Origin of the sequence: Anoxybacteroides rupiense (genome assembly GCF_014196195.1) — a bacterium.
GTDB lineage: Bacteria > Bacillota > Bacilli > Bacillales > Anoxybacillaceae > Anoxybacteroides > Anoxybacteroides rupiense.
In genome coordinates this window covers 292,245-317,399 of sequence record NZ_JACIDF010000003.1, presented here as the reverse complement: position 1 = coordinate 317,399, position 25,155 = coordinate 292,245, and the positions used below count along the sequence as shown (strand labels likewise).

At 40.6% G+C, this 25,155-nt stretch carries 17 protein-coding genes and 4 pseudogenes; 7 read left to right on the top strand and 14 right to left on the bottom strand.

Annotated features, from left to right (window positions below; translation table 11 throughout):
* The first annotated feature begins 64 nt into the window (after nt 1-64).
* Both GGQ95_RS07440 and GGQ95_RS07435 read left to right on the top strand, forming a co-directional pair.
* Nucleotides 65-715, top strand: a complete 651-nt coding sequence (locus tag GGQ95_RS07440; RefSeq protein WP_183186559.1) for a hypothetical protein — start codon at nt 65-67, stop codon at nt 713-715.
* Nucleotides 716-744: 29 nt separating this feature from the next.
* Nucleotides 745-1,932 carry an efflux RND transporter periplasmic adaptor subunit gene (locus GGQ95_RS07435; protein WP_066146144.1) on the top strand — a complete coding sequence of 396 codons (1,188 nt, stop codon included), beginning with the start codon at nt 745-747 and terminating at the stop codon, nt 1,930-1,932.
* A 359-nt stretch (nt 1,933-2,291) separates the two neighbouring features.
* Here the strand turns inward: GGQ95_RS07435 and uvrA are convergent.
* Nucleotides 2,292-4,745, bottom strand: a pseudogene (gene uvrA, locus GGQ95_RS07430) (excinuclease ABC subunit UvrA).
* Nucleotides 4,746-4,918: 173 nt separating this feature from the next.
* On the opposite strand from uvrA, the gene GGQ95_RS07425 reads away from it, so the two are divergent.
* Complete coding sequence (locus tag GGQ95_RS07425; RefSeq protein WP_044744677.1) at nt 4,919-5,674, top strand: MerR family transcriptional regulator; 756 nt, start codon at nt 4,919-4,921, stop codon at nt 5,672-5,674.
* A 482-nt stretch (nt 5,675-6,156) separates the two neighbouring features.
* Here GGQ95_RS07425 and GGQ95_RS07420 read toward each other — a convergent pair whose 3' ends face one another.
* Nucleotides 6,157-6,300: a hypothetical protein gene (locus GGQ95_RS07420; protein ID WP_156450480.1), complete on the bottom strand. Its 144-nt coding sequence runs from the start codon at nt 6,298-6,300 to the stop codon at nt 6,157-6,159.
* A gap of 121 nt (nt 6,301-6,421) precedes the next feature.
* Here GGQ95_RS07420 and GGQ95_RS07415 point away from each other — a divergent pair, with 121 nt between their 5' ends.
* The 4 genes from GGQ95_RS07415 to GGQ95_RS07400 all read left to right on the top strand — a co-directional run bounded on the left by GGQ95_RS07415 (nt 6,422) and on the right by GGQ95_RS07400 (nt 9,140).
* Nucleotides 6,422-6,649 carry a hypothetical protein gene (locus GGQ95_RS07415; RefSeq protein WP_044744678.1) on the top strand — a complete coding sequence of 76 codons (228 nt, stop codon included), beginning with the start codon at nt 6,422-6,424 and terminating at the stop codon, nt 6,647-6,649.
* A 563-nt stretch (nt 6,650-7,212) separates the two neighbouring features.
* Entirely contained in the window at nt 7,213-7,695 is a 483-nt protein-coding gene (locus tag GGQ95_RS07410; RefSeq protein ID WP_066146153.1) for a MarR family winged helix-turn-helix transcriptional regulator, read from the top strand.
* A gap of 78 nt (nt 7,696-7,773) precedes the next feature.
* Nucleotides 7,774-8,952, top strand: a complete 1,179-nt coding sequence (locus GGQ95_RS07405) for an ArsA family ATPase (protein ID WP_183186558.1) — start codon at nt 7,774-7,776, stop codon at nt 8,950-8,952.
* Nucleotides 8,949-9,140 carry a hypothetical protein gene (locus GGQ95_RS07400; protein ID WP_066146158.1) on the top strand — a complete coding sequence of 64 codons (192 nt, stop codon included), beginning with the start codon at nt 8,949-8,951 and terminating at the stop codon, nt 9,138-9,140. The genes GGQ95_RS07405 and GGQ95_RS07400 overlap by 4 nt, the downstream gene beginning before the upstream one ends.
* Before the next feature lie 43 nt (nt 9,141-9,183).
* Here the strand turns inward: GGQ95_RS07400 and GGQ95_RS07395 are convergent.
* From GGQ95_RS07395 to GGQ95_RS07340, 12 genes and pseudogenes are all read right to left on the bottom strand, one after another.
* Nucleotides 9,184-9,480 (bottom strand): annotated as a pseudogene (locus tag GGQ95_RS07395) (RHS repeat-associated core domain-containing protein); the annotation flags it as partial.
* 946 nt (nt 9,481-10,426) lie between these two features.
* A pseudogene (locus tag GGQ95_RS07390) lies at nt 10,427-11,047 on the bottom strand (RHS repeat-associated core domain-containing protein); the annotation flags it as partial.
* Nucleotides 11,048-11,062: 15 nt separating this feature from the next.
* Nucleotides 11,063-11,209 (bottom strand): hypothetical protein, encoded by a 147-nt coding sequence (locus GGQ95_RS07385; protein WP_183186557.1) that lies wholly within the window; start codon nt 11,207-11,209, stop codon nt 11,063-11,065.
* Between the two features lie 127 nt (nt 11,210-11,336).
* Nucleotides 11,337-11,786 (bottom strand): DUF5071 domain-containing protein, encoded by a 450-nt coding sequence (locus tag GGQ95_RS07380; protein ID WP_051530025.1) that lies wholly within the window; start codon nt 11,784-11,786, stop codon nt 11,337-11,339.
* A gap of 16 nt (nt 11,787-11,802) precedes the next feature.
* Entirely contained in the window at nt 11,803-12,597 is a 795-nt protein-coding gene (locus tag GGQ95_RS07375; RefSeq protein WP_280528789.1) for an RHS repeat-associated core domain-containing protein, read from the bottom strand.
* 377 nt (nt 12,598-12,974) lie between these two features.
* Entirely contained in the window at nt 12,975-13,694 is a 720-nt protein-coding gene (locus tag GGQ95_RS18290) for an RHS repeat domain-containing protein (protein ID WP_244963624.1), read from the bottom strand.
* Between the two features lie 775 nt (nt 13,695-14,469).
* Nucleotides 14,470-15,749: pseudogene (locus GGQ95_RS07365) on the bottom strand (IS110 family RNA-guided transposase).
* Between the two features lie 133 nt (nt 15,750-15,882).
* Nucleotides 15,883-21,519 (bottom strand): DNRLRE domain-containing protein, encoded by a 5,637-nt coding sequence (locus tag GGQ95_RS07360; protein ID WP_183186555.1) that lies wholly within the window; start codon nt 21,517-21,519, stop codon nt 15,883-15,885.
* 241 nt (nt 21,520-21,760) lie between these two features.
* Nucleotides 21,761-22,609, bottom strand: a complete 849-nt coding sequence (gene pheA, locus GGQ95_RS07355; RefSeq protein WP_044742996.1) for a prephenate dehydratase — start codon at nt 22,607-22,609, stop codon at nt 21,761-21,763.
* Between the two features lie 20 nt (nt 22,610-22,629).
* Complete coding sequence (thrR, locus tag GGQ95_RS07350; protein WP_244963638.1) at nt 22,630-23,025, bottom strand: transcriptional regulator ThrR; 396 nt, start codon at nt 23,023-23,025, stop codon at nt 22,630-22,632.
* Between the two features lie 78 nt (nt 23,026-23,103).
* A complete protein-coding gene (gene obgE / locus GGQ95_RS07345) occupies nt 23,104-24,390 on the bottom strand; it encodes a GTPase ObgE (protein WP_183186553.1) in 1,287 nt (428 codons plus the stop codon).
* Between the two features lie 16 nt (nt 24,391-24,406).
* A complete protein-coding gene (locus tag GGQ95_RS07340; RefSeq protein WP_183186552.1) occupies nt 24,407-24,958 on the bottom strand; it encodes a sporulation initiation phosphotransferase B in 552 nt (183 codons plus the stop codon).
* Nucleotides 24,959-25,155 lie beyond the last annotated feature (197 nt).

Sequence of the window (25,155 nt, the reverse complement as noted above, 5' to 3'; positions counted from 1 at the left end):
AAATTCTTTACCTTTATATTACAATAGGCTTATGTCTACTTTGATACATATGGGGGATTTACTGATGGTATATAAAAGCAATCCGCTTAAAGAAATTTTTCAGCCGAAAATTGCGTTTGCCCAGCTTAGGGAAGCGGAACGGTTAAAACATGTGGCGATTGTCGCCTTTCTTCTCTTATTTTTTCATGTCATTCTTTCATTGCTTCGTGGTTATTTTGGTATGGATGGAGAGGAACTGACTAAATATCTTGACCAATACACAGGTGAGCAATTTGCGTTTCTTCAGCTTTTATTCGCATTGGGCCATGTTTTAGGAGGGATATGCGTCCCGCTGTTCTTTTTATTCATTTCTTCTATCATTTTTTATTTGTTTTTTGATATTCATTTTCTAAAACTATTCACCATTCAACTAGCAATTTTATCTATTTTCTTACTTGAAGATATGATTCTCTTTCCATTTCAGCTATTTCTCGGGATAAAAAATCTCTTTTCTCCTTTTTCTCTTGGAGTGTGGGGACCTTATATCACGAAACACACCTTTATATGGGCTCTTTTGCGAACCGTTTCCGTCTTTTCGATCTGGGCCATATCGATACAAATCATCGCTCTTCTCTCCTTGACGGAAAAGCCGGTCCAACGCGTTGCGATGATTGTGATCGCCGTTTATCTCTTTTTCGGCATAATGATTAGTAGCTTATACAAACTTTCTATTTAGTGAATTGTAATGAAAGGCAGGGGAAACGGATGAAACGTTGGAGACCATATATATTGATCGTCCTCGCATTATGTATTATAGGGGCAAACTTTTATCTTTTGTTTCATCAGCATAGCAAAATTCCAAAATCAGTCTATGTGAACGAACGGAGCAAACCAACCAAAACCAATATAAAAGAGACGGTTGACACGACCGGCATCACGGCGCCAGCGGAACGAAAATTCATTTACGATCATCCACAGTTCGGCACCATTGCTGAAATCCTTGTCACACCCGGACAAGAAGTACAAGCAGGCACACCGCTTATCCGTTATGCCAACGAAGAAATTGACCGGGAGCTGCAGCGCATCGCAAGCAAACAAGAACAACTTCGCACACAAATGGAGCAGCTTTCGGAAGATGTTGATTATTATACAACGCTGGCCTCTTCGGTTACGGAAGATCGTCTGGAGAAAGTACAATGGGAGGAAAAAGCGCGGGAAGCAGAGCAGAAAAAAGCATTGCTCGAATCAAAAATACAGGAATACGAGGCAGAACAGAGCCAACTAACAGAGAAAAAAGAGGAACTCGTTGTCAAAAGTGAAACAGCCGGTTGGGTCGAAGAAATCAGCGATCATCCTTCCAAACCGCTGATCACCATTGCTTCCCCTTCCGCAGTTATCCGTGGAAAAGTGAAAGAGAAACGATTCGGAGAAATCGCCGTTGGACAAAAAGCAGTGGTCCATGTTCCAAACGAAAAAGCAGCCTTTACCGGCACGATTATGGATATCGGCAAATTTCCAGTCACCGAAACAAGTTTTCAAGAAAAAAGCGAATATCCGTTTACCGTGCAGTTGAACGAACAGCCCAAATCCCTTCCTTTCGGATATCACGTCAACATCACAATCGTGACAAAAGAAAAAAACGGAGCGATGACTGTTCCTGCCGAAGCGGTGTGGCATGAAAAAACGAAGTCATTTGTCTATGTGATTCATCGCGGCAAACTCGAAAAACGAAAGGTAACACTTGGAATTTCACATGGAAAGAAACAAGAAATTGAACGCGGTCTTCGCCCAAATGAAACGATTGTGTCCCATCCAACGAAACAGATGAAGCACGGAATGGACATCATCGTCCCGCTTGAAGTGAAAACACCAAAAAAGGAAACGATGAAGCAATTATCTAAATGGGTCATTGCTAAGCACTTCCTTGATGGATTTTTCCGTGCGCTCTATTAATATACGTTTTAAAAAACAGGCCTTTTCCTACCATAAACGAAGGAAAGGCCTGTTTTTCTTCCTTCTTAATCCAAAGATTCGTGCTCTTCTTCCCCTTCATATACCGGGATATGAACCTCCCACCTCCATGCCGTTAAGAGGTGAAAGACTTCGCGATAGGCATTTGAAAATAAGAGAGCAAAGCCAACCTCTTCATCGATATACATGACTGGCTTACTTTGGCTATGATTGATTTCCCGTCAAAAAACACTCACTGTTCGCATTTCTTACCAACTCACTCACCTATCTGAGCGAGAAACATTCCCTAACACCAACCAGAACAGGATCTTTATTTCTTCGACAAGTGACAAGCACCTCTGCTATATCAAAAATCTGCCTGTATAAGAGTTTGGATTACTCGCAATTTCCTCAGGTGTCCCTTCAGCCATCACCATTCCTCCATCATTCCCTCCTTCTGGTCCTAGATCAATCACCCAATCGGAGGAGCGAATGATTTCGCTATTGTGTTCCACAACGATGACCGTGTTTCCCGCATCAACGAGCTTATGGAGCAAAACAAGCAGCTTGTGTACATCGGCTGGATGTAACCCGACGGTCGGCTCGTCCAATAAAAAAAGCGTCCTATTAGTAGTTTGGTTCTTTAATTCTTTTACCAATTTCAAACGCTGCCCTTCTCCCCCGGACAACGTTGTGAGCGATTGCCCCCATTTTAAATAACCGAGACCGATTTCACATAATAATTGAATCACCGATGAGATTTTTCGATGATCTTCGAATATTGGCAGGCTCTCTTCAATCGATAAGTCGAGAATATCAGAAATCGAATATCCTTTATACTTTGCTTTTAACACTTTTTCTTCAAATCTTTTCCCGCGACAAACTGGACACTCTACTTCTTGTTCCGGAAGAAAATGCATGACTAAAGAAACCATTCCCATTCCTTGGCAATTTTCACAGCGGCCTCCTGGACTATTAAAGGAGAAGTCTTTTGCACTTAGGTGATTGTTTTTGGCTTCCGGCAAATTCGCATAAAGGTTGCGAATATGTGTAAATACGTCCGTGTATGTGGCAATATTTGAACGTTTCATTCTGCTTAACGGCGATTGGCCGACGGTAATCATTTTATCAATTGCTTCAAAACCGATTATTTTTTCACACCCTTGATGAACACCGCTTTCCCCTTCCGCCAGAACATCAAAAACGAGCGTCGACTTGCCTGACCCGGAAACCCCGGTCACACTAACAAGGCAGCCTAATGGAAAAGAGACGGTAATATTTTTTAAATTATGTTTGTGCGCATGATAAACGGTCAAATACTCGCCAGTCCCTTTTCTTCGCTGACATTTACGTTCTGATCGATTTCGTAAAAAGGCGCCGGTAACCGATGATTCCTGCTCCATTAATTCAAGCAAAGTTCCCTCTCCAACTACCGCTCCTCCAAGATGTCCAGCACTCGGCCCCATATCAATAATGTAATCCGCTTCCTTCATGACATCCACATCATGCTCAATGACCAGAAGCGTGTTCCCAAAGTCTCTCAGCTGTTTCATCACTTAAACGAGACCTTTTGTATCTCTTGGGTGAAGTCCCGCAGTCGGTTCATCTAAAATGTAAAGTACACCGGTCAGTGCCGAGCCAATGACGGTCGCCAGTCTTAAGCGCTGCGCTTCCCCTCCGGAAAGAGTGATGGTTTGCCTGTCAAGGGATAGGTACCCTAAGCCGACATGGATCACCCGCTCTATTTTGACAATGAGACTTTGCAGAAATGATTCAACAATTTCCAGTTTATCACTAGATAACGCTTTCTGTAATGATTGGGCCCACGATAACAGCTCCTCAAGCGAAATATTGGTAAGATCCGTAATTGGGACACCCGCTACGACCACTTCCCTGCTCTCTTTTTTCAACCGTTTTCCCTCACAATCGGGACATTGTCGTGAATAAAAAAGGTGGGCTTCCCCTGAGTTGCCGCCTTTTTCGTTGTATCTCCTTCTCATCCCGGTAAGCACTCCCTCAAATTTTCCCGCCGCCACCGTCTTAGGAGGCTTTTTATCAGGAAAATAAGTTGTAAATTCCTTGCTTTCGACACCATAAAACAATAGGGCCCTTTGTTCATCGCTAAAATGCTTTAACGGCCGATCTTCATCTATTGGAATTCCGTAATAGTCACAAGCTGCTTTAAATACTTGCTTCTGATATTCACCGTAAGTGCTATTCCATATGCGCACACACTGTTCTTTTAAACTGGCCTCTTCATCGAACACTAAATCGACCTGAATGTCATTTACTTTCCCTAATCCATCACAAGTCGGACAAGCACCTTGAGGAGTATTAAAAGAGAAATGGGAAATGGTGAATTTTTCTAACTGTCTGTAGCAATTAGGACAAGAGACGGATTGTAACGTTTCCCCCACATTAGCTTCATTTTCTACCATTGGTAATATGGGCGTTTCGCAGGTGGGACACTTGCGTTCTCCAAGTTTTTCATAGATCAACCGCAAATAAGTGTACATACCGGTCACTGTCCCTACTGTTGAGCGAGGGTTTCGATTCGTTATTTGTTGGCTGATACTAATGGACGGTGATAATCCAATCATGAAGTCCACTTTCGGTTTTTTAATAAAATCAACGGTCATGCCTAAAGATTCCATATATTGTCTTTGGCATTCCTGATTCAGTGTTTCCATCGCCAGTGAGGACTTTCCTGAACCCGACGGCCCTGTCAAAACTACCAGCTTGTTTTTGGGGATGTTTACAGAAATGTTTTTTAAATTATTTTCTCTCGCACCCTTTATCATAATATGGTCGTGCACATCAATACCTCCCTTAATTTAGGCAATTCACCCCCATTATATAACATTGATGCAAGTCCTAAAGTTTGATAAATTGATCATGAAAATAACGGGATTTATTTTATAAAAAGCCGTCACTCATGGTTTAATGTTTTTTTATAAACTTTCTATCTATGTATAAAGGAGAGACCCAAATGATTCGTCCCATTGACATCGCCCGCAAATTAAATATAAGTACAAGCGCTCTTCGGCATTATGAATCGTGGGGGCTTGTCCCTCCCCCAGAGAGGAAAGCAAACGGTTATAGAATCTATACTGAAACACATGCCGCCTATTTCGAATGCATTCGCGCAATGTATCCGGGATTTGGCATGGAACTGATCAGAAAAATCATGCCCCTTTTACATGAAAACAAAATTACGGAAGCTCTATGGCTCATCAACGAAGCCCAAGCGAATGTATACGATGAAAAACAACGGGCTGAACAAGTTTTGAAAGCATTAAAAACGAGTGACAGCGATGAATTTTTACCAAAGAAAAAACAAGGTTGGTTTACCATCGGGGAAGTGGCTAAAGTGGTGGGGGTGCCCAGCTCCACATTAAGGCATTGGGAAAAGGAAGGAATGATCATCCCAAAGCGGGACGAGGAGAACGGATACAGAAAATATAGCCGTGCCGATATCCGTAAATTATTAATTATTCGCACACTACGCGCAGCTGTTTACTCGCTCGATACAGTCAAAGAAATGATCGCTGAATTTGACAATAACAATATTGCCCAAGCAGAAAAAATCGCAAAAGACTCCCTTTTATATATGGATCACTTAATTACGGAACAACTGCGCGGAATGTATTATTTGTATAAGCTATGTGCGAAAATTGCTTCTGACAAAAAAGCGCCATTTCTAATCAAGAAAGATGATAAAACCAATAGTTCCTTGTATGAATAACGAGTCGTCATTTTTCCCCATGGCTCCAAAATGTTTCGTGAAAATATATGCAGTATCAGGTGTGTTGATGATCCAATAAAAACCCATTGACATGGCTTGATTTCCTCGCTTTTCTGCCGCAGTCGGCAAGCCATTCGCTTGCCGCTCGGCGTCTAGCTCAATCATTCCATATTTTTAGTAAAATCATGGCTCAGTAACACTCGTGAAGCAGTCGATTATTTTTTTCTATCACGAGGATCCAACATACGTTTAATGAAAAAATAAAGGATCAGCAATTCGCTTCCCAAACCTACGGGAAAAACAACAACATAATATAAAAGGCTAGGTCGATTAATACCAAGTAAGGTTTCTAAATAATGACCATCCAAATAATTGTAAATACTTTTCCAAATAAATAAACATATAAAAAGAAAGATTAATTTTTTTCATCAGACATCAACCTATCCATTATTTTGTTTTCCATCCAATAGTATAGCGCCTATTCAATATCGTTGAATGCTACATCTATTTTGTGGCTCGTACCATTCAAAGTTTCTTGACTGATTTATAGAATATCCTTGTGTGGCTGCTTCTTTTATGTTGTTATGGACAGCGGCTTCATCCCATAAACCAAGCCACGTACTCATCCGATTCCCCCTCTAGGCGCATTTTGCACAGCTAGGGAGATTTTCCATCATATTCGACAAGTGATAAACACTGATCTCATTCCCCAAAATTTATGTTACAATTCAAAAAAGGAGGGAGAAAATGGATTTCTTTTGGATAGGGTTATTATTTTGGTTATTAATGGGGTTTTCTGTTTTCTTTCTTATGTTGGGATTGATGAAAAACAGGAGAATCCATTTTGTATTTAGTGCTTTACTATTTTTGCCTGTCGCTTATTATTTCAGGGGCGCAGAGAATGCTTGGAAGTTTATGATGTTTTATCCTCTCATTCCTATATTGCTTGCCATATTTTTTGTAAAAAAGCGTTAAGTAATATAGAATCTCTAACCGTTCATAAACGCGCTCCACATTTACTGAGTATTTTTGTATATCCAATCCAGTGGAAGGAGAATTCACTTTGGATCTCTGAGCGGCTGATGAGGACGAGTTCTCTCATGTCTCTGGGTATCCATGTGCCGACATTCCTTCACTAAGCAGAGGCTGATGAAATTCTCCCGGGGACTCTAGGTGAAGAATGAGAGAATAGCTAAACATCCGTCTTTGAGCAGTTTTGCGATCACCAGTGCTTTTTTGCCTCGTTCTTCATCTGTCAAATTGTCCGAGTTGTTTGGACCATTTTGCACGCATCGGATTGCCCCCAACGGGACTCTTATTTCCTTTAGGAAATAGATGAGATTCAACCCATAATGGACGACCGATTCGACGCCAACGATCACTCCCGTTTTTTCCGAATTCCTCATTACCTCTTGGATGAGCGCATTTCAGACAAGTTCGATAAGTGACAGGCACCATTCCAAGTTGACAAGCATAGACCTTTCACATAATATAGAATTAAATATTACGACATTAGAAATATACGGGAGTAGAATAAATTGATTCGATATGAAGATTTTCTTGAACTGTTACTAAACAACGCTAGAAAACTCCTTTCTCCAGAAGAATGGTTAAAGATTGATTTATCTCTTTCTAAAACAGAAATATTTTGTTTACTTTGGATGAGCCGCAACGATGAAGTCATTATGAGCCAGATTGCCGACTTCTTAAATATTCCAATGAGCACGGCAACCGGTATTGTAAATCGTCTTGTAAAAAATGGATATATGGAACGCTATCGAATTGAAACAGATAGACGTGTTGTCGTCATTCGCTTAACAGAAAAAGGAAAGGATCTAGCAGAAGAAATCAAGAGAAAGACCTCTCATTATTTCGCAATTGTCATTAGTGCACTAGACGAAGAAGAAAAAACATTTTTACTTCGCATCTTCCAAAAAATTATGCATCATCTCAATAATCAACAAGTTCATTCCCAAGAAGAACATCCTATAAAAAGAATTCAAAATATCCCAATAGAATAAAAACCCATTGCGGGTTTTTTGTCTATCATTTATTTCGAAAGTCGTAATATTTGACATGCGTAACATTAAGGGGGACTAATGATGAGAATTATTTTATACACTGGAAAAGGCGGCGTAGGAAAAACAAGTATTTCTGCGGCAACAGCTATACAAAGCGCAAAAAAAGGATTCAAAACTTTGGTAATGAGCACAGATCCAGCTCATAGCTTAGGAGATTCTTTCGGTATTACATTGTCCTCCGAGCCAACACAAATGATGGAAAATTTATGGGCACAGGAAATTAATACAACATATGAAATGGAAAAAGGTTGGGGGAAAATCCAAAAGTACATCACATTATTATTTACTTCACGTTCAATAAATGATATTACAACAGAAGAATTAACGATGTTTCCTGGCATGGAAGATCTAATGAGCCTCTTAAAGATTTTAGAATATTATAAAGAAAAACAATTTGATGTCATCATTATAGATTGCGCGCCAACAGGGGAAACACTGGCAATGCTCAGCTTTCCAGATATGCTCAGATGGTGGATGGAGAAACTATTCCCGCTGAAGCGTAAAGCATTAAAAGTGATTCGTCCTGTGGCGCAGCCTCTACTTGGCATTCCACTTCCAACAGACGATATTATGGAAGAGCTCGAAAATGTGCTAGAGCAGCTTGATGAAATGCGACAAATCCTTTCAAACCGTGATATTACGAGTGTTCGGATTGTTGTCAATCCAGAAAAAATGGTCGTTAAGGAAGCTCAGCGCAGCTTTACGTACTTGAACTTATACGATTACAGCGTGGATGCCATTATAGTGAACCGTGTCATTCCAGACAGCATTGCTGACCCTTATTTTCAAGTATGGAAAGATATTCAACGGAAATACAAAACAATGATTCAAGACAGCTTTACCCCCCTCCCAATATACGATGCACCACTATTTGAGCAAGAACTGGTCGGTGTAAATATGCTAGAACGAATGGGAGAAACAATATTTGCAGAAGATGACAACCCTATATCTATCAAATTTAATTTACGAACACAGCAAATCGAAAAAGATGGTGACCGCTATACATTTTCTGTCTATATTCCATTTGCCAATAAACATGAGCTATCCCTCCATCAAAAGGGAGACGAACTCATTATTCGTGCTGGTGCTGTAAAACGAAACATCACGCTGCCAAGAACATTAGCTCCTCTAGCCATTATCGGCGCCAAATTTGAGAACGACGTATTAAAAATTCAATTTGGAGGTAGTAACTTATGAATGAACAGGTTGTTAGAAAAATTATTCAAGCAAAACTCAAGATTGGCACTAGTATTTTAAACAAAATGCCTCAATCCTTGAAAGAAACATCTAACTTATTTTTAAGAATTCTTGCAGAAGAATTGCCATCAGTTCCTAAAACAGATAAAAAAACTAGCAACAGTTTAAAAAATATCTCTATAGACTAAATTCGACAAGTGGCGGACACCCGTCCCACTGTTAATTCGCATCATAATACCGCGCCATTAGGTAGTATAACCCGGTTTCCTCATCGTAATAATACCCGGCATAACGGTATGGGTTCGCTGTTGCCAGCGCACCGGTTTTAGACAGAATGTTGCCCCATGCGTCATACTCGTATTGCGCGACGACATTTCCGCTTGCATCCGTCAATGCGACGACATCTCCATGGCCGTTTACATGATAGTAGTAAGTGACTCCGCCTTTCGTCATCGTGACCGGGCGGCCCAATGCGTCCCACGTATATTCCGCTGCGATGTTGTTGTTGACATCTGCTCTATCCAATAAACCAGGTGACAGATACTCACCTTACAAAACACCCCCAGCCGCATTTTTTGCGGCTGGGGGATTCTACATGATATTGACGAGCGACAAGCTCCATCCCTACTTGTATAAATTGCAATAAAAGAATCTCCTCATCACTGTTTCCAAAGTTGGTTTGCAATAAACCAATTCGCCGTACATGTATACAAAAAACCAGAGTATGAAATAAAACTTCAGTTTATATGCATATCAATATGTTCTTTTAGGCGATTGTTCGATTTCTACAGTTGAGCGATGAATCTGCTAGATGTTCCTAACCGTATCCATTAGCTAGGATTTTAAAAACAGTAAATATATGAATCCAATTACAATACCTAATCCTAACAAAAATAAAAATATCCTTCTAATTATAGGAGGGAAAAGTTTATAAATCATCATAAGGAAAAAGTCAGAAACATCTGTTGGTGTTCCAGAGGAAGACTCTTTAATTTTTACATTAGATCCAAAAATAGATAGCCACATTACAGACAACCCTATTAAAATAAAAATGATTGACATCAAGATGAACTCCATTTTTCACACCATCCTTATGGCTAATTTATTGAAATCTAAAAGTTTCAATCAAGGGACATTTCAATCATTTCTTAGTTTAGCCATAATCACCGTAATATGGCACACTAAATTATTAATTAAATCAATTTCCATTTGTGTGAACTCAGTGTGTTTCCCAAAATTAAACACTCCATTTTCTTAATTCAAATTACTTCTTTTCCTCGGTTAGGAGATAGTTTTACAAAAGTTCGTGTACTGGATGAGGGACTGATTATACTCGAACGGCTCTTTATTTACTCAACATAAAAAAACAGATTATAAGTGTGCATAAAACAGGCCGTCCAAAAATCATGGCAATATAAATTTAAAGATTACTTCCCTTGTATGTCAGTCAATCACTTTAATTTGGAGTATAACCTTAAAATAAAATTAGATATATCCGCTCTGCATGGAATAGTGGGCATATTAGATTTGGAACTACTAAACTTGTGTAGAATATAGATTTTTTTGTCCAGTTATATCCTTTGGTTATTTTTTTAAATGCAGATTTTGAAAGCTTTTTTGCTAAATAGTTAACAACTTTTTCGGCCCCCTTAGTTAATATGATATTAGAAAGAACCGGGAATAAATACCAAGTTAAAACTTGCTTTATCACATAACTGGCGGCTAAACCTGCACCAAAGCCTATACCAGTACTTATTAAAAATCCAGGAGTTAAATTAATTGTTACAGATATTTCTTGCCAACCTATATTGGCCTTAATATAACTATTAAATCCCAAATCAAGTCGTTTTGAGTAGTGACCATTCGGATCAATAGAATTAATAGGATTATTTTTCGTATACGCATACTGATTCAAGCTTTGCGGCTCATTTTCAAACCCATGGAACGTATCTCTTGTAATAAACCGTCCCATATTCGCATCATAATACCGTGCCATTAGGTAGTATAGCCCGGTTTCCTCATCGTAATAATACCCGGCATAACGGTATGGGTTCGCTGTTGCCAGCGCACCGGTTTTAGACAGAATGTTGCCCCATGCGTCATATTGGTATTACGCGACGACATTTCCGCTTGCGTCCGTCAATGCCACGACATCTCCATGGCCGTTCAAATGATAGTAGTAAGTGACTCCGCCTTTTGTCATCGTGACCGGGCAGCCCATATATATATTGCGCGACCATTTTTTATTGACACCCACTTCGTCACATAAACCGGGTGACAGATGCTCATTCTATAAAACACCCCCAGCTACATTTTACGCAGTTGGGGGGATTCTATACAATATTATTTCATAAAAGACAAGTGCCCGCTCCTAATTTCTTGGTTTACCAATCCGATAATTTTAATAACTTATATACTTCCTTATCATGAAAGTCTGATTCAGAAATTTGTAATATATCTATAAGTCTCTGAATTCCCCCTATCCACATGCGATCGTCATCCTCAGCTGCTTTTATTAGCGAAGCCTCTATATGTGGAACTATCACACTTTTATCTATACTCTTCAATATCTCTATCGCTGTAGGGACACCAGGCCAATTCATATCTTGCATTAACTCTATTAAGTAGGGTATCGCCAGCCTATTTCGTGGGTATCCAATTTTATTTAAAACTTTAACCGCATTCTCCCAACAATGCTTCTCGGTATCTTGTATTAACAAAGGAGTGTATTCATCATCAATTGTTGTTAACTCCCTTATTGCAGATAGTTGAACTTCTTTGGGCATATTCCAACTCAAGTTTTTCATCAATCTTTTAACTTCGCTAAGTTCCATTAAAATTCATCTCCTACTATTTAACTTTCACAGAAAGGGCCTGCAATAATTTTGTATATTCATGTGGTCTAGTATTAGCATTTTCCCTTGAGTTTATCCATCCCTGCATTTTCTTCATATTTACTGGTCTCACTGACACATGAGTTTTACCATCTTTTATTGCTACTAGTTTTCCTGTTGCATTAATGGCCTCAATAGTAGTTGCTGTATACGGTCCAGATAAAGGCTTTACTGTAGTATAGGATAGCCCACTAACATCTTTTGGTCTTGGAGTTAAATTAGTGCTGTTTCCACTTCCAGTACGATAGATAACTGTCGGGTTTTTCCTATTAAATTTACGTTCTAAAACACTGACTATCTCATTTGCTGCAACATATGCAATCACTATTGCGGTTGCCTCAGCAGCGGCTGCTGTTAGCCATGAAATTGATACACCTGCTAATGGAACTAAAAGAAAAGCGAAGTGACCATTTATATCCACATATATAACAGGATTATTTTTAGTGTAAACATATTGATTTATACTAAGCGGCTCATTTTCAAACCCATGGAACGTATCTCTTGTAATAAACCGCCCCATATTCGCATCATAATACCGCGCCATTAGGTAGTATAACCCGGTTTCCTCATCGTAATAATACCCGGCATAACGGTATGGGTTCGCTGTTGCCAGCGCACCGGTTTTAGACAGAATGTTGCCCCATGCGTCATATTGGTATTGCGCGACGACATTTCCGCTTGCATCCGTCAATGCGACGACATCTCCATGGCCGTTTACATGATAGTAGTAAGTGACTCCGCCTTTCGTCATCGTGACCGGGCGGCCCATATATATATTGCGCGACCATTTTTTATTGACACCCGCTTCGTCACATAAACCGGGTGACAGATGCTCATCCTATAAAACACCCCCAGCCGCATTTTTTGCGGCTGGGGGATTCTACATGATATTTGACAAGTGACAGGTATCCGTCCCAACGATCAACCAGCGCCACGAATAATATAATTATTTTTTGTTTGTATCATCACTTTTTTCAAAAAGAAATATAATGAGTAAACCAATCCCGGTAGCAAAAGGAACACCTATTAGAAAATAGTAAATGTTTTTAGGTATACCAAAGAAATTGACTAGATATAGAAAAAGAGTCCCCCATATAAATAAAGTAATAGATTTCATCCAATTTTTCATTAAATATCAATCCACCCGTTTTTAGGATGTTTATCCCGCTTGTCAATTTCCTTTGCAATCATTGTACCTATATCTAAATAATCAAGTGCAACCCCCACTGCAAAGCCTACAATCCAAGCTAATTTATTTGCTCCCCAAGCTTGTAGATGGGACACTACGGTTTTATAAAACAGCCTTTTCGCTGCCTCTTTTCCTTTTTTAATAATAAAGGCTTGGATTGCACCAGTACCACCACCAACGGCTGCGCCGATAGCAAAATTAAAAATTGAGCCTGCCAAGTTCACTCCTATTATTCTTAAATGCCCACTTGAGTCAATATACATCACCGGATTATTCTGAGTATACGCATACTGATTCAAGCTTTGCGGCTCATTTTCAAACCCATGGAACGTATCTCTTGTAATAAACCGTCCCATATTCGCATCATAATACCGTGCCATTAGGTAGTATAACCCGGTTTCCTCATCGTAATAATACCCGGCATAACGGTATGGGTTCGCTGTTGCCAGCGCACCGGTTTTAGACAGAATGTTGCCCCATGCGTCATACTCGTATTGCGCGACGACATTTCCGCTTGCATCCGTCAATGCGACGACATCTCCATGGCCGTTTACATGATAGTAGTAAGTGACTCCGCCTTTCGTCATCGTGACCGGGCGGCCCAATGCGTCCCACGTATATTCCGCTGCGATGTTGTTGTTGACATCTGCTCTATCCAATAAACCAGGTGACAGATACTCACCTTACAAAACACCCCCAGCCGCATTTTTTGCGGCTGGGGGATTCTACATGCTATTTGACAAGTGACAGGTTTAGTCCCCGATATTCAAACACTACTTAATTAAACAATAGAGAAAAAAAGAATGCTGATAAAAATATTAAACCGATCGAAAATATGACTAATATTCCTTTTATAATTTTTACTGGCAACATTCTTAGGATTATATTTAAAAAATACATTATAACAACTTTATTAAAAGATTCTGGAGTAGGATCATTTATATACTCGTTCTGTTTATGAATCTCGTTATTTAAGTGCTTTATTGTCCAGTAAAGAAGAGCTATTCCCGATAACAGCACCATACTTGCCGCAAATAAGATAAACATAACAACTCCCTCTATAAACTTTAATTTTCTTCAAAATTCTCGCGTTTTCCTTGAATTTCGCTAACACATAATAGCTTCTTCATCCCAAATAAGTGGATATTACTTGTATTCATTCAATATATTTACATAGCGAGGTACATCCTATAATACAAATTTACAATATCTGTAATATCATGTATGACCGTGCAAGAAGTCTCCACACTTCTCATGGTCGCTCACCCTCCCATGTATCACTGGATTATAAGATCCACACATTCCTTCGTCCTGCGTATCCATGAGGTGGAGGTTGGATATGCTCCTTTACAGGGTCTAATGCCCGAATGGTAAAAATATACTCCAACTCTGCACTATTGGTGTTTGTCAGAATAACAAGTCATTTGAAAGCTTTTACGCAGCCTGTAATGCTTTTATTTGAGGGAATCCCTTTAATAACTTTAATCCATCAAACTCACACTGTTTCTTACCAATGGCAAATAACACACGTAATAATTTACAATACAAGGCAATTAGAGACTGTTGTTTTTTTAACGGCCTGTCTGGCCGATTGGTATAGTAATGATGCAAGTCTTTAAATACAGGATTATGGGCAACCAATGGTCGAATGGCTAGGTATAATGCTTTTCGTAAACGTCTTCGCCCCCTTTTGGTTATGCGTGTTTGCCCTTTATACTTTCCTGAACTGTGTTCTCTTAAAGAAAGCCCTGCCAGATTGACTAATTGTTGCGGATGATTGTACTTGGTTAAATCTCCTACTTCCGCAAAGAACAAAGCAATGGTAGGGTGACTAAGTCCCCGGATATGGGTCATTTGTTTCGCACTTGGTATGCTTTCAACAACACCTTCTAGTTCTTCATCTAGTTGTGCTAACTGTTTCTTGTAAAGCTCATATTGATCCAATAGGCAATCCAATTCTCTTTTTGCCAACTGGATTCCTGTCTCAATCCCAACGCTCTTTTTCGCTACTTCTACGAGTCGGGTTGCTCGTTTCAGCCCACCCCCACGCTGTACATACGGTTTCCATTTTTGCAGCACTTCTTCTGGTGACAACTTTTGAATATGAGAGGGAAATGGAAACATGCGCAAGGTATAAAAGGCTGCTTTACCTTTCCAATCTCCAAACACATCGAAAAACTCTAGGAAAAAGCGCTGAATGACGTTTTCAATCCTCCCTTCAATGATCATAAGCTGTTTGATGAGCTGATCTCGTAATTTGACGCCTTCCCTTAGTTCAGCGTATACGCCCTCTAATAGGTTCGGTACGGAGTATCGCCCATCTTTCATTAACTGTGCAATGACACGAGCATCTTTTGTATCGTTTTTTGTAGGCGAATTGTCATCAAGCTCTTTACTTTTTTTGACGTGTATGGGATTCACTAGCACTACATCATATCCTTTTTAAGAAAGTAGGCAAGATTTAGCCAATAATGACCTGTTGGCTCCATTCCAACAATCACGTGGTCCTTATGATTTTCTTTTTGAATATGATTAACCCAATCTAATAAGGTTTGAAAGCCGTGTATACGATTTTCAAAGATCAATCTCTTGCCAAATTCTAAGCCTCGGTCATCTTGAAAACGGGCAATGTGCTTTTCTTTAGCTACATCAATACCTACAATGAGAGTTGATGGTGTAATTTGAGAGCTTTTTTGATTTTGTGTATAATTCATTTTGAGTCCTCCTTGGTTTATTGAAATTCGGGGTCAACGCGCATTGACACCCTGTACTATACCAAGGGGACTTTTTTTATCAAACCTCAAATTTCCTCATTACAGGAATGCTCCTTTATATAATTAAAATATCTTACTTTAATTTCTTTAAAAAATCTAGATATCCTTTAGCCTTATTCCAAATAGCGTCAACTAGCCCAGACCATGTGATAGGGTCTCCACCTGCTACTTGCAATAATATATATTCTTTTGCCGCATATGTGACATCCCAGGCAAACTGACCTGCTTTAGCTATTTGAGACTTGGTCATATAACTAGTTATTCCTCTACCATATATACCTATTAAACCCCCCGTAACAAATAACTTACCGAATTTTTTCCAATCAAATTTATTTATCCACGCACTCCGATTAAATTTATATTTTTTATAAAAGTCCCAAACCATTTGCCAAGTTGCATTTGCGCCTCCACTTAAAAACGACAATACAATCCATGCATAGTTTCCATTTGGATCCACATACATTACCGGATTATTTTTCGTATACGCATACTGATTCAAACTTTGCGGCTCATTTTCAAACCCATGGAACGTATCTCTTGTAATAAACCGTCCCATATTCGCATCATAATACCGCGCCATTAGGTAGTATAACCCGGTTTCCTCATCGTAATAATAACCAGCATAACGGTATGGGTTTGCTGTTGCCAGCGCACCGGTTTTAGACAGAATGTTGCCCCATGCGTCATATTGGTATTGCGCGACGACATTTCCGCTTGCATCCGTCAATGCGACGACATCTCCATGGCCGTTTACATGATAGTAGTAAGTGACTCCGCCTTTCGTCATCGTGACCGGGCGGCCCAATGCGTCCCACGTATATTCCGCTGCGATGTTGTTGTTGGCATCTGTTTCATACAACAAGCGAATCGAGTCGCCATCGTAGTGATAGTAAGTCGTACCGCTTGATGTTGTTTTGCTGATACGTCTTCCTTGATGGTCATACGTATAGGTTGCGATCGTAGCGCCGGATGCGTTTTTTACTTGAATGAGACGGTTTTCGTTATCATACACAAACGTCTTGTTGCCGTTGTTCGTTAAATTCCCGTTCACGTCATATGTGTATGCCTGTCCGTTAACGGCTGTTAATTGGTCCGCAGCATCATACGTATACGTGGTCGTTGTCGTAGTCGTTCCATTGTTGACGATTTTCTTCGTCCGGTTGCCAACCGCATCGTATTCATACGTAATCGCTGTTCCATCCGCTAGTGTTTCCTTTGTCAGCTGATTCAATGCATCATACTGATACGTAATCGTGCCATCTTTTGTTTCTACAGTCGTAATATTGCCGTTGGCATCGTAATTGTAGAGGAAGTAGTTTAAAACATTTCCGTTTGCACCGAAGTTTTTCAGTGATTTTAGCTGATTGGCATCGTTATACTCATAAGCGGTATAAGTTCCATTGGCATGGATGATGGACGAAATATTTCCGCGCTCATCGTACGTAAATCTCGCTAAATTCGCGCTGTTTCTTGACAAGACGACTAACTGGTCCAATGGATTATAGCTGTATCCGATCGTATCAGTCGTTGTACCAGCCGTAATGGATGTCGATGTAACATTTCCATTATCGTCATAACCGTAGGCAATGGCGTTCGATGATCCTTTGCTGATGCGAGTCAGACGGTTGTTTTTATCGTATGTGTACGTGGTCGCATTTCCATTGGCATCCGTCACCGACGTCACGTTGCCATTGGCATCGTAATTGAACGTCCATTTTGTTGTCCCGTTGTAAGCAACGGCAACGAGTCGGTTCAGCGCGTTGTAGCTATAGGATACGCGATCCCCGGTTGCATACGTAACCCCTGTAAGATTGCCGTTTTTATCATAGGCAAAGGATGTCGTTTGATTTAACGGGTTCTTGAAACTAGAGATTTGGTTCCATTCATTATACGTATAGTTGGTTGTATAATTCTTTGCATTAGTGACCGATGTTCGATTTCCCACACCGTCGTAACCATAGGTAGTCACATTTCCGTTTGGGTCGGTGACTTTGGTTAATTGGTTATTGTTGTTATATTCGTAAGAAGTCGTTTTTCCTTTTCCATCTGTGACGCTCGTTTGGTTTCCGATAGCATCGTATGTGTAAGAAACCGTATTTCCTGCCGGATCGGTGACTTTGGTGACGTAGTTTTTCTTTGCATCATACGTGTACGACGTCAGAGAAGCTCCTACTTCTAGACGCATTGCATCAAACCATGCTGTGCCCGTTTGATTATAATAGTAATAATACACGTCAATGTAATCGAATGCCTGTTTCGGCTTCACTTCCGCGGCAACATGCTGCCAATCGGTCTTCATCTTATCGAAATCGTTGGCGTAGTCCCAGTCTGTTGTACCATTCGTATAGTGGATCGCTACTTGCAAGCTATAGTAACCGCCGTTTGGATTGGCTCCTTCCTGTTTGGACCATCCAGACAACGTAAGTTTGGTGTTGCTGTCGCCGGAAATATTGATTCGTTGTTTAATATATTTATTTTTCCCAGACTCTCCCGTGATTTTAAATGACTTGCTTCCGACATATATATTCGCAACTGTTGTATCTAGTCCATCATTTGCTGATAAGTTGCCGCTTGTTGTCCAACTGTCAGGAATTCCATCACTATTAACATCTCGCTCAAAGCTTGAATTATCTACAAGATTATAGGCGCTGACAACCGTTCCTTTCTCTAGTTGGATCCCATCGAAATAAGCAGTTCCAGAACCAGCGTTTATACCGACAGATACTCGAATCGTCCGAGTTCCCGATGGAGCATTATCCGCTACAACATGAAATCGGGTCCAGTCGTTCGTTCCTGCCAACCCATAAGAAATTTTTTGATTTAACCAGTTTCCTTGTGCATCAAAATATTCAACTTTTATAAGGGCCTGTGCAGACATGGACGATGTTTTTACATAACCGCTTGCCACATAAATTCCACCATCATACGGCTGCTTATCAGAACTAACAATTGCCCATCCAGTTGAATTGGAAATACTAATCCCTTTATTCCCAAATTTGCTTGTTGCGGTCCAACTGAATGTAGCGGTTTTCCCTGATTCTACCGCCTTTGTCCAGTTATCTGGCCAATTATCCGCATTATTATCCAATTCGAAGCTAGAGTTACTTACCAAGTTATCGGCTGATGACATTGGATACGTCGAATACTGCAAATTTCCCACATTATCGTATCGTTGCGAAACTGATTGCGTATAAGGATCAATCGCTTCGGTTTGATTATTATTTTGGTCATAATCAAAGGTGCTGACGTTGCTGTTAAAATCCTGCTCTTTGATAAGATTGTTTTGTAAATCATACGTATATTGTGCGGACTGATTTTCCGGCAATTGAACGCTAACGATATTTCCTTTTTCGTCATATTGATAAATGAACGCTGCGGTTCCGTTTGCCTTATTTTCATTTGGTTCTATCACTCGGGTTAAATTATTGTTATTATCATAATCAAATGTGGTTACAGCTTTGTTTTGAGCATCTAAAGGATTTTCTGTGATTTGAATAATATTGCCGTTAGCGTTGTACGTATAATCTATCCGTCTCCCTTCTCCATCTGTAACCGACGTAACACTATTGGTTTTGTCATAGGAATAATTGGTAATACTCGTTGCAGGCGTGCCGTTAATCGTAATAGGGCGTTCAATACTTTTTACGCGGTCCGATGTATCATAGCCAATTGTCGTCATAATATTTCGAGCATTTTTAATACTTGTTAGATTATGATCTGAATCATACGTAAAAATGGTCGCATTTCCTTGAGCATCCCTGACTTTGGTTAGGTTACCGAAAGTATCATACTCATAAGAGATGGTTCTATTTGCCGGGTCGGTGATACTTGATACATATCCATTTGTTCCATAGGAAATGGTCGTCGTTCTTGCTGATGCATCTGTAATTAAAGCTAATTTTCCGTTTGCATTATAATTCAATGTAGTTGTGTTCCCGTTTGTATCAACAATGCGAGAAAGTTTTCCATTTGCATTGAAATAAAGTTTTGTACCGTCCGTTTTTGTTACTGTATAAGTGCCGTCTCCATTCTTGATTAGATCAAGATAGACACCACCAGCAGCTTCGTATCCCCCACCCACTTTTTCACCAAAAATATGACGAGTATTATCTCCATCAACAAACGTAATGGGGCCATTGCTTGCATCCCAAATGTTCATTTCGACATTAGACATCCAACCATAACCAAACATTCCATTTGTTCCGGACTTTCGACTATTGTATGTTCTTGTAACTTCAACATCTTCACCCAGACCAGAAATAGCAAGATCCGTTGTTTGTAAAACAAAGTTTCCGTTTGCTGGATTCACCCCATCTTTAGTGGTCGTCCAGAAAGATTCTTGGCCGATTGGCTCTACCCAATAGTTAATCGTGATGCGTGGAGTATTAACACTGCTATTTACCGTATTGAATGCGCGATAGGGAGAAGACGATTCGTTTTGTTGTTTTAACATCAATCCGTAGTTTGGCTGAATGCCATTGTACCAGTCCTTAACTAACTGAGTGATGTCCCAACTCCAGTACGCATTGGCTGTATTGTTTGTTGTTGTTGATTCTTTTGTACTTCGAACAGAAGGTTGATTATTCCAAGTAACAGAAGAAGACCAGTTACTTGTGATCCGATATAAATCAATGGACACTTGTTGACCATCAGCATTTGTTTGATATGCATTAAATGTCGCATTGGAAATCACGCTATCACTTGGAAGACTTGGAAGGTAAAATCTCACTAAAGCACGAGTCATGCCGAAATAACTGCTGTATCCTGTATTCATGTATGTGTTACTCGAGTAAATTGAGTCAGGATAATTGCTTGCAATAAAATTATCACGTAAAACATCCCAATCATTAATCGTAGGATCAATCGTTACTGGGTATGTTGTATCCGGATCCTGCAAAAAATTTTCATCCGCTATAACATCTACATAAGTTCTACCATTTTCCTGGCGCAAATGAAAAGCAACTTGGTCCGAATACTTATTATTTGCATCAAACATATATGGCTTTTCAAAATACCATTGAGGGTTCCCTTTGGCATCCTCAAAAACGATGGTGCCATCTTTTTTAGCAACAGCAGTCAATCCTTTTAATTTAATCTCAAAAGTAAATGCATTATTGGAAGGCTTATTGTTCAGAATAATATCTTCTTTGACAGCATTTCCTTGAATACGGTATCGCACATCTGTTTGTTCAAATAATCCCTTATAAGTAATTTCATTATTTTTGACAATTCCTTGTACATTTTTATCATTAATCGGAATAAGTGAAAGTTTTTTATCGTTTTCTGCAATAGAAACAAGTTCAGCTTGATTAGAATGTTCTGCAAATGCAGCTTTAAAGACATTAGCTGTAGTTTCAAATTGGTTTGTTTTATTTGCTTTTAGATTGTTATTAATTTTTTTCCATTTTTTATCAAGAGGATCTTGATAAAATTGAGGTTGTAGATATATCTCTTCTGTAAAACTTCCATCTGGATTCAAGTATCGAGTTGAGTACTTGGTTCGCTTGCTTTCTAATTCCAATTTTGTTTTTGGCCGTTTGTCAGGAAGATCACCAAGTTGAGCTTCAATCTTTTGTTTTTTCGTCATCACTCGATCTGACTTTCCAAGAGCAGCCTGAGTAAACGATGGAGCAATAGAACTAAAAATTAAGCAAAAGGAAAGAATCACAGCCATATAGCACTTATAGCGAAATCCCCGTTTCCTTGCCATCTTATTGTCTTCCTTTCATCATTTTCTAATCATCCGGATGACAATAAAATTATAGCAACGCCATATAGAAATTTAGAATAATCCAAATAATGTAATTTTACAAACATCTACTGTCACATACTTCTTTCTACCTTTAAACACCATGTAGGATGAAAATATTCATAAGAGATTCTCTTAATAGTCAAGCAACATCTAATACATAAAACACCCCCAGCCGCATTTTACGCAGCTGGGGGGATTCTTAAATGATATAGTAGGGATAGCTTCCCAATACTTGCACCGTGCAGTCGAGCGCCTCAAGCTCAGCGATGGCTCCGGGGATGAGGATATCATCCATTTTTTGATCGATGTCGATAATAAAAAAATAGTTTCCTAAGCCCGTTTTCGCTGGACGCGATTCGATTTTCGTTAAATTTAGACGGCGCCAGGCAAAGGCGGACAGCACTTGGTGCAGGGCGCCGGCTTGATCTTTCGGCAATGCGATCATCAGCGTTGTTTTATCGCCCGCATACAGCGGTGATTGCAGTGGCAACGCTTCATTCTGCCGACGGACGACAATAAATCTTGTATGATTATAATCGTAGTCGTGAATATTTTCACGTACGATGGTTAAACCATATTCTTCCGCGGCCAAGCGATTGGCAATCGCCGCGATTGGAAGATGCGGATTTTGGCTGACGAATTGAGCGGCAGCGCTCGTTGACGTCATATACACATATTTTGCTTTTTTAAAATTTTGATGCAAAAATTTATGGCATTGTGCAATCGCGTGAGAATGTGAGTAAATTTCTTGTACGTCACTCCACATATGTGCATGATAGGGATGCACCATTAAATGCTGCTGAATCGGCGCGATAATTTCCCCGACAATCGGCAGCGGCTGTTCATGAATCAAATAATCCACCGTCAAATTGACCGAGCCTTCGATCGTATTTTCAAGCGGAACGACTCCTAGCTCCACTTCTTGGCTGCTGACCGCATCAATGCACTCCGGAATCGTATCATATGCGATTTTTTCGGCAGCGGGAAATAGAGTGGTTACCGCTAAATCCGTAAAAGTCGCTTTTGGTCCTAAATAGCCAATTTTCATCATTCGCCTCTCCCCTGATTCTAATAAGCGCCTGACCCGACAATTTCCACCTTTTCAACAAACTCGAGATGGCGCAATTTTGCCAATAAATTCTCGATGTCCTCATTCATATCGTTAGTGCTAATTGACATTGTCACGTTGGCACGGCCCTGCAGCGGAATCGTCTGGTGAATCGTCAGCACATTGCAGCCGGCCGCCGCAACGACACTGAGCAGCTTGGATAGCGTGCCCGAACGATCTTCAAGATGGAAAAACAATGTAACGATGCTTTCTTTCACAACAGCTTGAAATGGAAATACCGCATCGCGGTATTTGTAAAATACGCTGCGGCTCACATCAACCAGCTGGGCGGCTTCCGCTATCGAGTCGACTTTTTTCCGTTCCAATAACTCCTTTGCCTGCAATACTTTTCGCATGGCTTCCGGCAGCACATCTTCCCGCACTAAATAAAATTTCTTATCTAACTTATCCAACGGACTGCATCCTCCGCTTCTTTAATCGATAAATTCGAATTCGTAATCGAGCAATTTCACAATGTCGCCATCTTTTGCCCCGCGTTCGCGCAAAGCGTCGTCCACTCCGAGTGAACGCAATTGCCGTGCAAAGCGACGCACAGATTCATCTCGTGAAAAATCGGTCATCTTAAACAGCTTTTCGATTTTCTCTCCCGATACGATAAACGTGCCATCACTGTCGCGCGTAATCGTAAATGCTGGCGCCTCCTTCTCCAATGTATAAACAACGCGCTGGACGGCTGGCTCTTCCGTTTCATGAAGCGGAAATTCCGGTGTCGTTTCTAAAAGATCGGCAATGGCAAATAATAAATCGCGCAATCCTTGCCGAGTAATCGCGGAAATTGGAAAAATCGGCACCTCTTCTGGCAGCTTTTCTTTAAAAGCTTGCAAGTTTTCTTCGGCATTCGGCATGTCCATTTTATTGGCGACAATGATTTGCGGCCGTTCGGTCAACCGCAAATTATATTGCTTGAGCTCTTCATTAATAATAACATAATCCTCATACGGATCGCGGCCCTCTATCGCTGCCATATCAATGACATGAACAATAACACGAGTTCGCTCAATATGGCGCAAAAACTGGTGGCCAAGTCCGACTCCTTGATGGGCCCCCTCAATCAGCCCCGGTAGATCGGCCATCACAAAACTGCGGCCGTCATCTGTTTCAACTACCCCTAAATTCGGAACGAGGGTCGTAAAATGATAATCGGCAATTTTCGGTTTGGCAGCCGAGACGACTGAAAGCAAAGTGGATTTTCCGACGCTCGGAAATCCTACGAGTCCCACATCAGCGAGCAGCTTCAGCTCAAGAATCACATCGCGCTCTTCTCCCGGCTCGCCATTTTCCGCAATTTCTGGCGCCGGATTAGCAGGAGTGGCAAAGCGCATATTCCCGCGCCCGCCGCGCCCGCCTTTCGCGACGACAAAACGTTGGCCATGTTCTGTTAAATCAGCAAGCACTTGCTTCGTTTCCGCCTCCATCACAACCGTTCCCGGCGGCACTTTGACCACTAAATCCTCCGCATTTTTTCCGTGCTGTCCCTTCGACATCCCGTTTTCGCCTTTGGCTGCTTTAAAATGGCGCTGATAACGGAAATCCATAAGCGTACGGAGCCCTTCGTCTACCACAAATACAACATCGCCGCCTTTGCCGCCGTCTCCTCCGGCCGGTCCGCCTTTTGGTACATATTTCTCGCGGCGAAATGCAACCATTCCATTTCCTCCGTCGCCGCCTTTCACATAAATCTTTACTTGATCGACAAACATGCTGCTTTCCTCCGATCTATCCTTGATGCTTACGTGCAATTTTAATCGCTACGGTCATTTCATCTTTATGTATAGAAAATTGCTCTAAACATAGGGAAGCTCCGCGTTCATGAGTGTTGAGCCATTCCATAAACGCGTTCTCATCGCTTATTGTGCCACTGTAGTCAAAAAACAACCGCACTTCCGCGTCGAATGCTTCAATCGAAATCTCTAAATGGCTTTCACGATTCATATCGGCTTGCTGTTCCATCACCTGTAAAAACGCTCGACACCACTCGGTAAGCTCGCTGACATGTGCCGATAAATCACAGCCGTCCCCGAGCACTTCATACGATATGGAAATTTTCTTCGCTTCCCAATTATAAGTCATTAATAGTTCTGCAAACTGCTTCGCCCCTAAATTTGTGAGTTTCGTCTCATGCTGCATGTCCCGAACGATTTCTTCAATAATCTCATGGACTCTCTCTATTTTATTCAATGCCAAATTCCCTTTAATCAATTGGATTTTATTCAGCCAATCATGCCGGGAATGGCGTAACGCATCTAATATGCTCCATTTTTCCTTCATTGGTGGCGCTCCTACCCATTTATTTTTAGTTAAATTATACCAAATAGCAAATAAAACAGCTAGTGGCGAAATAAAAAGCAGAGGCCTATCTGCCAGGAGATTTTTTAACGGCAATAAACCCGCCAGGCATAACCTTTATCGCTTTGGACGGGCTGTTTCAAACCGGGGCAAAAAGAAAACCCTAACCAAAAGCGGTT

Bases quoted from the DNA above. Each gene is read 5' to 3' on its own strand.
- GGQ95_RS07440 (WP_183186559.1), top strand. From the start codon at position 65: ATGGTATATAAAAGCAATCCGCTTAAAGAAATTTTTCAGCCGAAAATT.
- GGQ95_RS07435 (WP_066146144.1), top strand. From the start codon at position 745: ATGAAACGTTGGAGACCATATATATTGATCGTCCTCGCATTATGTATT.
- GGQ95_RS07425 (WP_044744677.1), top strand. From the start codon at position 4,919: ATGATTCGTCCCATTGACATCGCCCGCAAATTAAATATAAGTACAAGC.
- GGQ95_RS07420 (WP_156450480.1), bottom strand. From the start codon at position 6,300: ATGAGTACGTGGCTTGGTTTATGGGATGAAGCCGCTGTCCATAACAAC.
- GGQ95_RS07415 (WP_044744678.1), top strand. From the start codon at position 6,422: ATGGATTTCTTTTGGATAGGGTTATTATTTTGGTTATTAATGGGGTTT.
- GGQ95_RS07405 (WP_183186558.1), top strand. From the start codon at position 7,774: ATGATGAGAATTATTTTATACACTGGAAAAGGCGGCGTAGGAAAAACA.
- GGQ95_RS07400 (WP_066146158.1), top strand. From the start codon at position 8,949: ATGAATGAACAGGTTGTTAGAAAAATTATTCAAGCAAAACTCAAGATT.
- GGQ95_RS07380 (WP_051530025.1), bottom strand. From the start codon at position 11,786: ATGGAACTTAGCGAAGTTAAAAGATTGATGAAAAACTTGAGTTGGAAT.
- GGQ95_RS07375 (WP_280528789.1), bottom strand. From the start codon at position 12,597: ATGACGAAAGGCGGAGTCACTTACTACTATCATGTAAACGGCCATGGA.
- GGQ95_RS07360 (WP_183186555.1), bottom strand. From the start codon at position 21,519: ATGGCAAGGAAACGGGGATTTCGCTATAAGTGCTATATGGCTGTGATT.
- pheA (WP_044742996.1), bottom strand. From the start codon at position 22,609: ATGAAAATTGGCTATTTAGGACCAAAAGCGACTTTTACGGATTTAGCG.
- thrR (WP_244963638.1), bottom strand. From the start codon at position 23,025: ATGCGAAAAGTATTGCAGGCAAAGGAGTTATTGGAACGGAAAAAAGTC.
- obgE (WP_183186553.1), bottom strand. From the start codon at position 24,390: ATGTTTGTCGATCAAGTAAAGATTTATGTGAAAGGCGGCGACGGAGGA.
- GGQ95_RS07340 (WP_183186552.1), bottom strand. From the start codon at position 24,958: ATGAAGGAAAAATGGAGCATATTAGATGCGTTACGCCATTCCCGGCAT.